At 61.2% G+C, this 12681-nt stretch carries 13 protein-coding genes; 2 read left to right on the forward strand and 11 right to left on the reverse strand.

Going from position 1 to position 12681, the window contains the following annotated elements; translation table 11 throughout:
• Positions 1–233 precede the first annotated feature (233 nt).
• The 11 genes from OS914_RS14980 to OS914_RS15030 form a co-directional block, all read right to left on the reverse strand.
• Positions 234–623: an iron chaperone gene (locus OS914_RS14980; protein ID WP_267546863.1), complete on the reverse strand. Its 390-nt coding sequence runs from the start codon at positions 621–623 to the stop codon at positions 234–236.
• A gap of 391 nt (positions 624–1014) precedes the next feature.
• Positions 1015–1800: a COG4705 family protein gene (locus OS914_RS14985; RefSeq protein WP_267546864.1), complete on the reverse strand. Its 786-nt coding sequence runs from the start codon at positions 1798–1800 to the stop codon at positions 1015–1017.
• A gap of 258 nt (positions 1801–2058) precedes the next feature.
• Complete coding sequence (locus OS914_RS14990) at positions 2059–2742, reverse strand: maleylpyruvate isomerase family mycothiol-dependent enzyme (RefSeq protein ID WP_267546865.1); 684 nt, start codon at positions 2740–2742, stop codon at positions 2059–2061.
• Positions 2743–2972: 230 nt separating this feature from the next.
• On the reverse strand, positions 2973–3830 hold the full coding sequence (locus OS914_RS14995) for a PhzF family phenazine biosynthesis protein (protein ID WP_267546866.1): 858 nt from the start codon (positions 3828–3830) through the stop codon (positions 2973–2975).
• Positions 3831–3902: 72 nt separating this feature from the next.
• Positions 3903–4790 (reverse strand): FHA domain-containing protein, encoded by an 888-nt coding sequence (locus OS914_RS15000; protein ID WP_267546867.1) that lies wholly within the window; start codon positions 4788–4790, stop codon positions 3903–3905.
• A gap of 10 nt (positions 4791–4800) precedes the next feature.
• The gene (locus tag OS914_RS15005) at positions 4801–5055 is read right to left on the reverse strand and encodes a hypothetical protein (protein ID WP_267546868.1); all 255 of its coding nucleotides are present in this window, start codon (positions 5053–5055) and stop codon (positions 4801–4803) included.
• 314 nt (positions 5056–5369) lie between these two features.
• Positions 5370–5912 carry a GNAT family N-acetyltransferase gene (locus OS914_RS15010; protein WP_267546869.1) on the reverse strand — a complete coding sequence of 181 codons (543 nt, stop codon included), beginning with the start codon at positions 5910–5912 and terminating at the stop codon, positions 5370–5372.
• Positions 5913–5964: 52 nt separating this feature from the next.
• Complete coding sequence (locus OS914_RS15015) at positions 5965–6750, reverse strand: enoyl-CoA hydratase/isomerase family protein (RefSeq protein ID WP_267546870.1); 786 nt, start codon at positions 6748–6750, stop codon at positions 5965–5967.
• Positions 6747–8078 (reverse strand): CaiB/BaiF CoA transferase family protein, encoded by a 1332-nt coding sequence (locus tag OS914_RS15020; RefSeq protein ID WP_267546871.1) that lies wholly within the window; start codon positions 8076–8078, stop codon positions 6747–6749. The genes OS914_RS15015 and OS914_RS15020 overlap by 4 nt, the downstream gene beginning before the upstream one ends.
• Positions 8079–8125: 47 nt before the next feature.
• Positions 8126–9448: an MFS transporter gene (locus tag OS914_RS15025; protein ID WP_267546872.1), complete on the reverse strand. Its 1323-nt coding sequence runs from the start codon at positions 9446–9448 to the stop codon at positions 8126–8128.
• Positions 9449–9509: 61 nt separating this feature from the next.
• Positions 9510–10325: a maleate cis-trans isomerase family protein gene (locus OS914_RS15030; RefSeq protein ID WP_420713968.1), complete on the reverse strand. Its 816-nt coding sequence runs from the start codon at positions 10323–10325 to the stop codon at positions 9510–9512.
• 199 nt (positions 10326–10524) lie between these two features.
• Between OS914_RS15030 and OS914_RS15035 the strand changes: the two genes are divergently transcribed.
• Positions 10525–11322 carry an IclR family transcriptional regulator gene (locus OS914_RS15035; RefSeq protein ID WP_267546874.1) on the forward strand — a complete coding sequence of 266 codons (798 nt, stop codon included), beginning with the start codon at positions 10525–10527 and terminating at the stop codon, positions 11320–11322.
• Positions 11323–11544: 222 nt separating this feature from the next.
• Positions 11545–12219, forward strand: coding sequence for a VIT1/CCC1 transporter family protein (locus tag OS914_RS15040; protein WP_267546880.1), 675 nt, complete (start codon positions 11545–11547; stop codon positions 12217–12219).
• The last annotated feature ends 462 nt before the right edge of the window (positions 12220–12681 follow it).

A 12681-nucleotide genomic window follows, 5' to 3' on the forward strand; every position in this document is an offset into this window, starting at 1 on the left:
GACCTGGCCGAGCAGGCGCTGACGTTTGTCGCCAAGCCACGTCAGCCGATTGATTACAGCCGTGTGCCGTGGTCCTTATCCGTTTCTACAAAAATCCGCCGACCGACCGCCACCGCGAGTAGGGGATCTGGCGCGGCAACCGCTAATTCATCAACCTGTGAGCCAGTCCGTGTCCCCCTCGGGTCCGAGACAGCGAAAGCAGTTGCACTCAGGCCCCAGCGGGGGCGGGGTTGTCAGGAGATCGCGGCCCTCACCAATTCAGCAATCCGCTTCTCCACTACCGGGCTCCACTTTTCCAACGCGTATGACACGGGCCAGATTTCGCCCTGGTCGAGCCGTGCAGCATCCTGGAACTCCAGGGTCGAATAGCGGGTGTTAAACTTGCCCGCGTTCTTGAAGCAGAAAACGACCTTGCCGTCCTCGTTCGCGTAGGCCGGCATCCCGTACCAGGTCTTCGGCGACAGCATCGGGGCATTCTCGGTCACCGCCACGTGCACGCGCTCGGCGATCACGCGATCTCCCGGCGCCATTTTAGCGATACTGTCCAGGACCGCCTGCAGCCCATCCGCCTTCTTGGCGCCCTGCTTACCCTCGGCACGCAACTCCGCTGCGCGCTCCTTCATCGCAGCATGCTCCGCTGCTAAGAAGCCGACGGATTCGGACTTGGCTTTATTCGTGGGCATTCTTCGCTCTCCCTTTGTGATACGCGGTGCTGGAAGCCTCCCCGCCTCCTGTGACTAGACTATGTCCGGCCACGCTTCGGCGCTTCTCCATTCCTGCTCGGATCGCGGTCCCTGAGTGCACCGGTCGATCTGGTCCTAGGAGTTCAGCAGGGCTGGACGGGACGGGACGGGTCGGGTCGGGATGGAGCGGGCGATCACTTGAGGGGGGCCGAGCAACTGTCTCAAGGACCGTTCGATCTCACCCGGATGACCTAGCCGAGGGCACAGAATCCGTGCGGTCCGTTCGACACCCGTGCCCATTGCTCCTGAGTGGCGCAACTGGGCGGCTGCGTCAATCGGAGCCGAGTTCCGCCTTCACGCGGACGTCGCCGCGGCAGTCCTGTATTTCGCGGCCGGTCGCGGACAGATAGCCTACGAAGATCGCGATCAGGATCGTCAAGACCAAGGCTACCCACCCGGCACCGAGTCCAAGCCCACTGGCGTCCTGGGGCTTTCCGAGCCAATCGGCAACGGAGGCACCCAGCGGCCGGGTCACCACGTAGGCGAACCAAAAAGCGAGGATCGAGTTGAATCCGAACCGGTGTCCGATAGCGGGAATCAGGATGATCACCGCGAAGATTACCGCAGAGCCGAAGTACCCAAGGTGGAGCGTGTAGGCAACCATGTCCCCGAGGGCAGTACCCAAGGCGAACGTCGAGATGACCGCCAGCCAGTAGAAAATCTCCCGCCGCGGCGTGTCGACCACGTGGATCGACAGAGTCTTCTCGACGACATGCCATGTGAGGAAGACGGCGGCCAAGGCGGCCGCGTAGAACGTGGAGGACACGAGGTAGGAGACGCCGAAACCGACGTGGAGGACGTCCGCGCACATCGTCCCGAACACACCGACCATCACTACTGCCAGCCAGTAACGCCACGCGATGTAATGCCTTGCTCTGAATTGGATAATCATCGCGACGACGAAGGCAGCGAATCCAAGGAGCACCGCGGGAACCGGCCCAATGGTGTTCACAAGATAGTCACTGGTTGACTCGCCCATAGCGGTCGACAGGCCCTTGATGATCCAGAACAGAACCGAGATCTCGGGCACCCGCAACATACCCTGCCTGACCGTCATGCATGCTCCTCACAATCGCGCTCCACATCACCCTCCGCGGGGAGTGAAGCGATCTATTTCTTCCTAACAGGGCGAATAAGCCCTGAAGATACCCGCTGGCTACTGTCTCACAGTTACCTTGGTGATCTGTCCCAGGCCCAGGACGGGGCGCCGGCGGAAGTTCTTTTGGGGAGGACCGAGTCGCAGACCTGTCCGGCCTCGGTGCACGCTCCTTGTCCCGCCTACGCACGGCCTCCCCGTTTGAGAAATCAGGTGCAGCTAGGACGCGTTGTCATCCTGCTCCCGCGGCTGTTCAGCTGCGGTGCTTTCGAGGCGTGCCCGAAGCGTCGGCATGCCGGGACCCTGGAGGTACTCAAGGTAAGGAGCGCGTCCGGCCATCGTCATCATCAGGGCAACGGTTGGCCCAGTTACCAGTGGTCCCGTACCCGCTGTGAAGGGCCCGTCGTCTGCCCTCAGCTGGAGACCTGCAGCGTGCGTACGGCTGGCAACCGTGAAGTTGCGGCGGGCGTAGAACTCCGCGACGGGTGTCAATGCATCAATGCTCGGAGCATTGGGAAGCCCCAGTGGGTGGCGAATATCTTGGGCGTGGACGAGAACTTCGCCAAGGTAGGCCCGAGTGTGGGAGGACGGTGCAATGCTGCTATTGATCACAGCGCGAAACAGGTCCAGGGTCTGGGCCGGGGTGTTTCCGCGGTGCTCCTGGAGCCGGCGCTGGTTGTGAACATCGGGCCGGAAACGCGAACCAAGCATGCTGCGCAGCCACTGCGACTGGTTCAGGCTCGCCGCGGCAGTCAGATGCGCGACAACTTTCTCGACATCCCACCGCCCACACAGCGTCCCGTGATGCCACTGTTCCGGGGAGAGGCCCGTCAAATCCTCCGCGAGCGCGGCGCGCTCGGCATGGGCAAGAGCCCAAAGATCGCCATCCGAAGGTTCTGCCATAGCGACTTCTTTCCTCCCTTCCGTTTTTGTGGCTTCAATCTTACGCCGCCCATACCGATGCATTCAGGCAGAAGCTGGCGCCTGGTTGGGCACCTAGTCGAAGGAAAACTCAATAGGTCAGCTCACGGCGCTACCGTGATGCCCGACGGTCGGCAGCGCGTCACTGCCATGATTGACTCCCGGCCGACTGACGACCGGCGGGCTGACCTACGTTCCGCCCGTCTTTTTCATTAGTGAATGACGGAAGCGGTCCCAGACACGACGATTCCGCCGGTCGCAGGGATATCGACAGTAAGGATGCTCGGCCGCCCTATATGTCGGCCCTGACGAATGGTAATCCGGACTGGCACATTGACCAGACGAAGCGCCCGAAGGTATCCACCTACAGACGCCGCAGCGGATCCGGTGGCAGGATCCTCGCTCATCGTTCCAACAGGGAAAAGATTGCGCGCCTCGAATTCCAGGGAGGTGATTGCATACAGTGTGGTCACGGTGCCCGACCAGCCCCGTTCATCCATCAGTGCTCGCATTCCATCCGGGTCGAAGGTGAAACTGTCGAAAGCAGAACGCTGTGCGAAGACAATCACGGGGTGTATATTTCCGGCGAACGATAGCCGCGGCGGATAATGCGGGTGCAGATCTGCCGCAACGATACCCAAGAGGGTCATCAGCCGCTGAAGCACTGGCTCCTCCATCGACTCGACGCGCGGCTCGACGCTGGTAAAGGAAGCGATGGTGCCGGCAGCAGTTGGATGGGTCTCGATCTTCACCTCTCCGATCGGCGTCTCGAAAAGGTAAGTTTTGGCTTCACCACGATTGGCCAGTGCGACGGCGGTCGCTATCGTGGCATGGCCACAAAACGGCACTTCGGCCGTTGGTGAGAAGTAACGGATTCCGACGCGGCACGGCTCCGCCGGCGTCGCCGGCCGCGTGACGAACGCGGTCTCGGCATAGCCGATGTCCGTGGCAATCTGCTGCATCTGCGAAGTAGACAGGGCACTCGCGTCCAGCACCACGCCTGCCGGGTTTCCCCCTGATGGTTCTGAGGCAAAGGCCGTCAATCGCAACACCGTAGTTCCCTGGTCCATGTCCGCAATACTAGGCCACGGTTGCGCACGTATCCTCGCGAGGAGTAGGTTCTGCGATTAACTGCCCCGTGCCTACTGGGGTTTGCGAGGGTCTCCCCTGCCGGTCACGGCATCGTACTCGAACTGGCCGGTGCGCGGGTCGAACTGCCGTCGTTGAAGCCGAGCGAACTCTCCTGCGGTTCTTCCCCCAAATGGTCTTCCGTGATCTGCGTATTCCTCACGGAAGAACACCATCCTCCACGGTCCCAGCAACAGTCGGGCACCGGTGCGCAGGATGTTAGGGTACGCGCCCTCGTTGGCTGGATCGCCGGGATGGAAGACGTACTCGTCGTCGTCGGTGTGGACAATACTCCCGTGCGCCGCGGCAAGCTCCGGCAACCTGAAGTTGGCTTCCGGCCCACTGCCGATCACCGTGATGTCTTCGGTGAGGTTGAACTCCTTGGGCGGACGGCCGTCCCATGTCTCGCTGTCCCTGACAAAGATGAGCCTGGGCCGGCCACCACCACGCGAATAGTGCGTAGTGGTAGGTTTCATCCGGTACTGCCGCTGGAAAGTAGGGGAAAGCGGCAGGGGCGTGGACGGGGGAAACCGGCTTTTGGGAAAACGATTGGAGGCCTGGGCCTTGATGACGGTTGTCCAAGTATTCGACCTGCCCGGCTTGATGTGGTGTGAGTTTGTGAGCAGCCGTTGCACGCGGGACACTTCCACCGCCCCCAGACTGACAATGGTGCCCTCCGGGACAGTTACTGTCACTACGATTCCGCGTTTGGCCAAGGACGCCGCCAGGTCTCTAATGGGGGCTAAGTTCCTGCGGGATTCCAGCCGGAAGAGTGCTGCGTTCTCCGCGTAAATGATAATCTCGGCGCCCGAAGCTTTGATACTTCCCCTTATCGGCGCCGATTCTTTGCCATCTTCGGCCGGCAACTCCGCCGAGAATTCAAGATCAATGTCAAAGCGCATCGTCACTGTCCTAAAGCTTGGACTGTGCAGTGGCGGCGCTCTCGTTATCACTGGTGGTGACCCGCAGGGTGCCGTTGAACTTCCAGGTAGCACGCGGGGCATCCGGCCCGATGTCGCGGGGAACTTCAACGGTCATGTCCATGAAACTGTAGTTGACTGCGGCCCCGCGGCCTGTCAGATAGGACCAAAGCTGCTGGCCAAGGTCAGACCAGTCGCTGACGGGGACCGTGCTGAAATCGTCGGCAATGGGTTGGCTATCAGTCATTGGTATGCCTCCTAGCTGATTGCTGCGGGTGCACAGTACACCGCAGAAGTTGCGCAAACGCCAGACGGCCCACCCCGGGCCACTGATGATCGTGCACTTGGTGCAACCATAATCACACCTACCTCCAAAAGCTAGAGTTCGGCCAGACTCAGGGAAGGTCCCCGCTCCTGGCAACGGCCGTCGTGAAGGGGTCTCCTCTGCGCACCACGGGGTCCATCAAGACCGGCCACCAGCCCGATGAACGGTCGGAATCAGATACCGGATGGCCTCAGCAGCCACAACTACGCGAAGCGCGGCTCAGCGACGAAAAGGGACTAGTCGTGCAGGAGAACTTGATACAGAATGTGGTCCTGCCATTTCCCCGCAATCTGCAAGTACCGCGGCGCCATCCCGATCCGGTCGAAACCCGCCTTGGTCAGCACCCGCTGCGAGCCGATATTGTCCAGGAGGGTACTGGCTTCCAGCCGGTGCAGCCCGATTTCGTCACGAACGGCGTCAATAATTATCTTGACCGCAGCCGTTGCCAGGCCACGGCCAGCGTAGATCTTATCCACCCAGTAGCCCAGCCCTGCACTCTGAAAGGGACCGCGCACTATTCCCGCTACGTTGAATCGGCCCACTAACGCAGCGCCGGCAAACAGGCCAAACGCATACCCCTCCCCCGATCGATGTGCCACCAGCCGGTTGGCGATGTCCGCAGCCTGCCATTCTTGGGTGTAGTACTCCTCCGGACGCACAGGTTCCCAACGGGAAAGATAGTCACGGTTGCGCGCATACGCAGCGGTCAGCACTGATGCATCGCTCAGTCGCAGTAGTCGCATGCTGACGTCTGCACTTAGCTGGCGAGATTCAAACATCACGCCACCCTACCCGGGATCATCGCTGTCATCCTCGAAAGTCGGCAGACACCTATCTGTGGGTCGTCTGTCGCTTGCGGTTGAGGAAGTCGTTGACACGGGAAAAGAACTCTTTTGTGTCTGCCGCCGGGCCTTGTGGGAGGGCGCGTGCGGGGTTGTCCAGCGGGGCGAGTCCTTGGTTTACAGCGGTTTTGGATGCTTTGAGTGAGGCTTGGGACAGGGTGCTCCAGCGTGTGGTTATCTGCTGGACCTCTTCCCAGGCGCGTCCGGTTTCCGTTACGGTGGTCACCAGTCCCATGTCAAGCGCTTCCTTTGCGGTGAGGAGTCGGCCGCCGTAGAGAAGATCTTTGGTCCGGGACGGACCGATCCGCAAGGACATCCGGTTGGCGAAAGTCGGTGGAATAAGCATGCCGAGCCGTGCAATTGGCATGCCTATCAGCGAGGTTGCTTCCAGGACCTGAAGATCGCAGGCCAGCGCCAGTTGGCAGCCGGCTCCGGTGGCGACGCCTTGGACCAACGCTACGGTTGGAACGGGGATGGCCTCGAGCGCCTGCAGCGCCGCCTCAATGGCGCAGAAGGCGGCGGAAACGTCGGCACCGGTCCCATGCTGCCACTCCCGCAGGTCCGAGCCCGAGCAGAACGTTCCACCGGCGCCCCGTAGGACGACGGCCCGGACGCACGGATCCGCTGCCAGCGTGCGGGCCGATCTTTCAAGGACCTGCCATTGCGCGGAGGCGAGCGCATTGAAGCGTTCCCCGGTACCCACCTCCAGAACGGCGACCCGGCCGGGGGCCGGGATGAGTGGAAGGTCAAGTTTCTGCCCGGCGGCGGCCGTCACTGGACTGCTCCGCTGAGGTGCAGCGATTGGATCCGTTCAGTGGCGAAGCCCAGCCCCGCAAGAACCTCATCGGTGTCCTGGCCCAACAGCGGTGGGGCCGTCCGCACGGACGGCGGCGTCCTCGTCAGCCGAACGGGGCATCCCACTACTTTCATAGGTCCCGCGGTCGGATGCACGAGCTCGGACACCATGTTCCGGGCGAGGACCTGTGGGTCTTTCAAGGCCTGGTCCACGGTCTGGATCGGCCCTACCGGGACTCCGGCTGCGTCCAGGTCAGCAACCCATTCAGCGGTGGTCCGTTCCCGCATGATCTGTTCAAGCAGCGGTATCAGTGTTTGACGCTGAGCGACCCGCGAGGGGTTTGTAGCAAAGCGCTCGTCAGCGGCCAAATCACTGCGGCCGACGGCGGTTGCGTACTTACGCCAGAGGCTATCGTTTCCGACGGCGACCATGACGAATCCGTCCGCGGTGCCGAAGGCCTGATACGGGGCGATGGTCGGGTGGGCCGATCCATAGCGTTGCGGGATATCACCGCTGGCGAAGTACCCGCTGGAGACGTAAGTCAGCCAGGAGACGGAACCGTCCAGCAAGCTAATGTCCACCCATTGACCGCTACCGGTCCGCTGTTTTTCATGCAGGGCCGCGAGGATACCGATTGTGGCCCACATGCCCGCGACCAAATCGGCGCTGCTGACGCCCACCCGCACTGGGGGCCCGCCGGACTCGCCTGTGACGCTCATGATGCCGCTGCGGGCCTGGGCGATTGCGTCGTAGCCGGCCCGGTCAGATTCCGGACCCGTTTGACCGTATCCGCTGATGGAGGCGTAAACGAGCCCGGGGTTCTCGCGCGCGAGGTCGTCATAGCCGAGCCCCAGGCGTGCCGCTGTTCCGGGCCTGAAGTTTTCGACGACGATGTCAGCACGCCGTGCGAGATCCAGCACTATCTGCAGACCCTCAGGCGACTTCAGATCCACCGCGAGGCTGCGCTTGTTCCTGTTGACCGCAAGGAAATACGCGGCCTCCTCGCCCTGAAACGGCGGACCCCACTGCCGAGTGTCGTCTCCGGCCCCCGGCTGTTCAATTTTGATAACATCCGCGCCGAGATCGGCAAGGGTCATCGTGGCAAAGGGGCCTGAAAGGATGCGGGTAAGGTCCAGAACCAGCAGATCACCTAACGCTCCGCCCGGCTCCGCCGCCGGGCCGGCCGCCCGTACAGCGAAATTGTCGCGACCCTGCGCGCCCCGGTCCGCAGCAGTATCATCGGTCACCTTTACGCCGTTTACCGCTGCGCTACCAACCGTCGTGCTGTCCATCTTTGTGCTGTCCACCTCTGGGTCATCTGCCTTTTTTTTGTCTGGTTTTGTGTCCTGAAAAGTCATACGCGGTCCGCGACAGGTGTCTGTGCGGGGTTGATAAGGGACTTGGAGATCCTGGGCAGAAAGATCAACGCGAGCATGCTGACAACACAGCAGATAATGATGTAGACGGAGATTGCTGTTGAGCTTCCGGTGGCCTGCAGCAAAGCAGCCGCGATAAGCGGGGCCGGTCCGCCCGCCACAACACTCGCCAGCTGATAGCCCATCCCGGCCCCGGTGTAGCGGATATCGGCGTCGAAACTTTCGGCAATCAGGGCAGCCTGCGGGCCGTACTGCACGTCGTGAATCATCAGGCTGACGATGATCGCGAGCCCCACGAGAACGGCATTACCGGTATTGAGCAGACCGAAGTAAGGGAAGGCAAAGACGGCGGTCAGGACAACGCCGGTCCCGTAGACCCTGCGCCGACCGAACCGGTCTGAGAGCCTGCCGAAGACCGGGATGCTGATCAACCCCAGCGCAGCGGCTATTAGTGTGTCATCGAGAATCGAGTTGCTGTTGAGTTTGAGTTGTTTGACGGCATAGGTGAGCACGAAAGTAATGAAGAGGTAAAACGGCGCCTGCTCCGAGGTGCGGACCAAGGCCGTCAGCAGAACCTGCTTGGGCTGGCGCTTGAAGACCTCGATAAGGGGATTCTTTACGACCTTGTTGGCCTTGCGGAGAGCCTCAAATTCGGGGCTCTCAACGACGCGTAGCCGAACGAAAAGGCCAACACCGATCAGCACAATGCTCAGGATGAACGGAATTCTCCACCCATAGGCGGCGAAACCCGCGGTGCCCGTGAGGCCGGACGTGATCCGCACCACACCTGTAGAGAGGACAAGCCCGATCGGCACACCCATCTGCGGCCAGCTGGCGGAGAGGCCACGACGTTTTTGCTGACCCCACTCCATGCTCAGCAGGACCGAGCCGCCCCACTCACCACCAACGCCGATCCCCTGAACGATACGCAGCAGGACAAGAATGATCGGCGCGGCGATGCCGATACTTTGATAGGTCGGCAAAAAGCCGATGAGGACGGTACCGAACGCCATCAGGAACAGGGTCGCCATCAAGGTCGTCTTGCGGCCAATCCGGTCACCAAAATGACCAAAGATGGCCGCGCCCACCGGGCGTGCCACGAAACCAACGAACTGTGTGGCAAACGCAGCCAGGACGCCGGCGAAGGCATTTTGGCCGGGAAAGAACAACTGTGGAAACACCAGCGCTGCCGCCGTGCCGTAGAGGAAAAAGTCATACCATTCGATTGTGGTACCGACGACGCTTGCAATCGTGGCACGCCTTACGGCCTGCGCACGGGTTACTTCTTGAACTTTCATCATCACTCCATTGTTATGACGCCGGCGGGCGTAGTACCCACAGGGGATTTGTCTGCTGTCGTTGCTAAGCTGCGGCGGCGGGCTTCAACGGGCCCGAGAGAAGCCGCCCGGCCCCCGGTATGGCCGGCTCGTGGCCCAGAGCCCGCAGAATTTCGTAAGTCGTCGCAGTGGCCGCCGTTATGACCGGGAGTCCGAGTTCATCTTCGACCTTCTGGACCGCTGCCAGGGAGGGCATCTGCACACAGGCCGAAAGCACTACGGCATCCACGCCTGCATGGTTCAGACGAGCGGCAATGGAAGGCAGCGCCGTCGGATCCAACCGGCCAACCTCAAGGTTGTCGGGCACCCCGAGCCCAATCACGTCCTGCACCTGGATGCCTGCGCCCTCAATGTAGTCGGCGACCATCTTGGTCAGCTCAGGCAGGTACGGGGTTACCATCGCAACCCGGCGTGCCCCCATTGCCTGCAGAGTCCGCACCAACGCCCCGGCACTGCTCGTTACCGGAGCAGGATGACCGTTCTCGGCAGCAGCCGCAGCGATCACTGCCTCGGAGCCCTCATGGGAGCCGGGACCCTGAGCCATCACGGCCACCAGACATGCGTAAGCAATGACATCCACATCCGCGTCGGACACCGCCGTGGCGCAGTCACCGGCTTTGGCTACCATCGCCGCCAGTTCCTGGGCCGTGACGCTCTTCAATGCCGCCCGGGCGGAGTGGAATGTGTAGTGCTGACCGGTCGCTTCGGATTGCCGGCGGAACAACTCCGGCAACTCAGTTTCCATCGTCGTATTGGAACTGGGAACGATCAACCCGATTCTCGAAGTCGCCCCGCTAATTCCCCACGAGAGCAGCTGCTCTGACGTACTCGCTTTATTCACTGCCACTTCCCATTCCTTGACTGCTGACCCGGACTCCACGCAATCGCCCCACTCCCCAGTGAACCCATCAAGTGGACTACCAACCCATAATGCGGGTTTAATCGGAATGTGTCAACGATCACTTCTTTCGAAAGGCAAGCCATTGACTAAGATGGACAACCGAAGACAAAGTAGATCGCAGGTGGCAGGGGACAGCACAGTGACGAAAGAACACGGCGACCGGACAACTCCGATTCTTGTGCTGGGCAAGGTCAGCGAAATCCTAAATTGCTTCTCCATCGAGTCGCCGGAACCGACGCTTCAACACATCGCCCGCACCACCGGATTGCCTGCCAGTACCTGCCAGCGGCTCGTCCAAAACATGGTCAGAGAAGGATTCCTGGACAGGGACGGAGACCGGTATCGAATCGGGTTGCGGTTGGTCCAATGGGCCGCTCCCGGCACGCTCGGCCTGGATGTCGTGAGACTTGTTCGTCCCATCCTCCAAGTTCTCCGGGATACCACCGGGGAATCAGCGTGCCTATACATCCGTGATGGGGCACACCGCACCGTGGTGGCTGTCGCAGAGACCCATCATGTCGTGATGCGCCCCTTCCTCGTAGGCCAGGTCATGCCCATCCATGCCGGTGCGCCAGGGAAAATCTTCCTCGCCTTCGATCCCGGCGCCCGAGAGGCCTTACTCCCGACCAAACTCACCCGATTCACCTCAGCGACTCCCGGCGGCTGGGCGCAATTGGACGCGCAAGCGGTACGTGCCCGCCAGCAGGGCTACTTCGCCGCCTTTGGCGAACGCAACAGCGACGTCGGATCTATCAGCAGCCCCGTATTCAGATATGACGGCCAGCTCGCCGCTGTCCTGGGTATAGGCTTCCCCACTCAGCGCGTCAGCCCGGAGGATGTTCCACGGCTCGGACCAATCGTCTCTGAAGCAGCTCTGGCAGCCAGCGCCGCCCTGGGTTACCGCGCCGCGGCCCCAACCGAGGAAATATCCGAATAGTCATGCCGTAGATTTCTTAGACCCGAGATAGGAAACGGAGCATGCAGACGCTTCCATTGGTAGGTTTAGTTAGGTTATCTTTCCCTTGGCAAGGGTAAGTTTGCCTACATGGCGCGACGGAAGTGTGACTGATTGACTGATCGTGTGAACATAACAACTACCGAAGAGCTCCCCCAAAAGCAACCAGCAGAGACGCAACAAGAAGTCCAGCGCAACGCCAATCTGTCCTCCAGATTGAATTGGCTACGCGCCGGGGTACTTGGCGCCAACGACGGCATCGTCTCCGTGGCCGCCATCGTCGTGGGTGTCGCGGGTGTGACGACTTCAACCGGTCCGATCCTGACTGCGGGTTTAGCCGGACTTGTCGGCGGCGCTGTATCGATGGCCCTCGGGGAATATGTGTCAGTGAGCACTCAGAGTGACAGCCAGAGGGCGGTCATCGCCACAAAACGTCGTCAACTCGTGGATACCCCGGCTGAAAGCCTAGACCTTTTGGCTCTTGCTTATGAACGAAAGGGGCTGAGCACCCCGACGGCCCGTCAGGTGGCCGAGGAGCTTACGGCACGCGACGCTTTGGATGCGCATCTGTCCGTTGAATCGCACTCCGATGAGGACGACGTCGTCAATCCCTGGCATGCGGCTTCGGCATCGGCCGTCAGCTTCACTTTGGGAGCAATCCTGCCCTTGCTGGCAGTTCTTCTGCCGCCTGAGGCCTGGCGCGTCCCTATCACTTTTGTGGCAGTCCTCCTCGCGCTCGCCATCACAGGTGCTTTGGGTGCCCGCATCGGCGGCGGTTCCCTCGCCCGTGCGGCGTCCCGCGTCGTTATCGGAGGTGCCATTGCACTTGCCTTCACCTTCACCGTGGGCCTGATGCTTGGCGCGGCGGGAATCGGCTAGCCAACAGACTCTGTGCCCGGGGTTAAGATTTAGGCGCCGAATAAGGGGTGTGACAACGACGTTTTCAACCGCGAAGAGGCTGCCGCAGGATGGCCGTCGATCCACACCGGAGGAAGGGACAGGAGTCAATTCCGAGCGGCAGCCGACTTCACGAACTCGGGTGCACGGCGTTACAGCTGCGCGCGACTCACACTGCCATCGAGGTCACCACCGGGGCTTCACCTTGTGATCCTGACGCTTCTGTCCCGCACAATGAGGACCACTGCCATTCCTATGATTGCACCGAGAAAAGTTTCCCCTGCCCGTGCGGCAATCAGCATATCGATGCTGGCGGGGTCCCTACGTGTCAGCGTTGGGTAAGGCCAGCAGCTCATAGCAACTCCGTCTGATTCGTAGGGCGAGAACCAGGAACATCATCAATGTCTATCTCCACAATTTCGTTGCCGCGGGAGAATGGGTCCA

It is taken from the genome of Arthrobacter endolithicus (assembly GCF_026627425.1).
Lineage (GTDB): Bacteria > Actinomycetota > Actinomycetes > Actinomycetales > Micrococcaceae > Arthrobacter_M.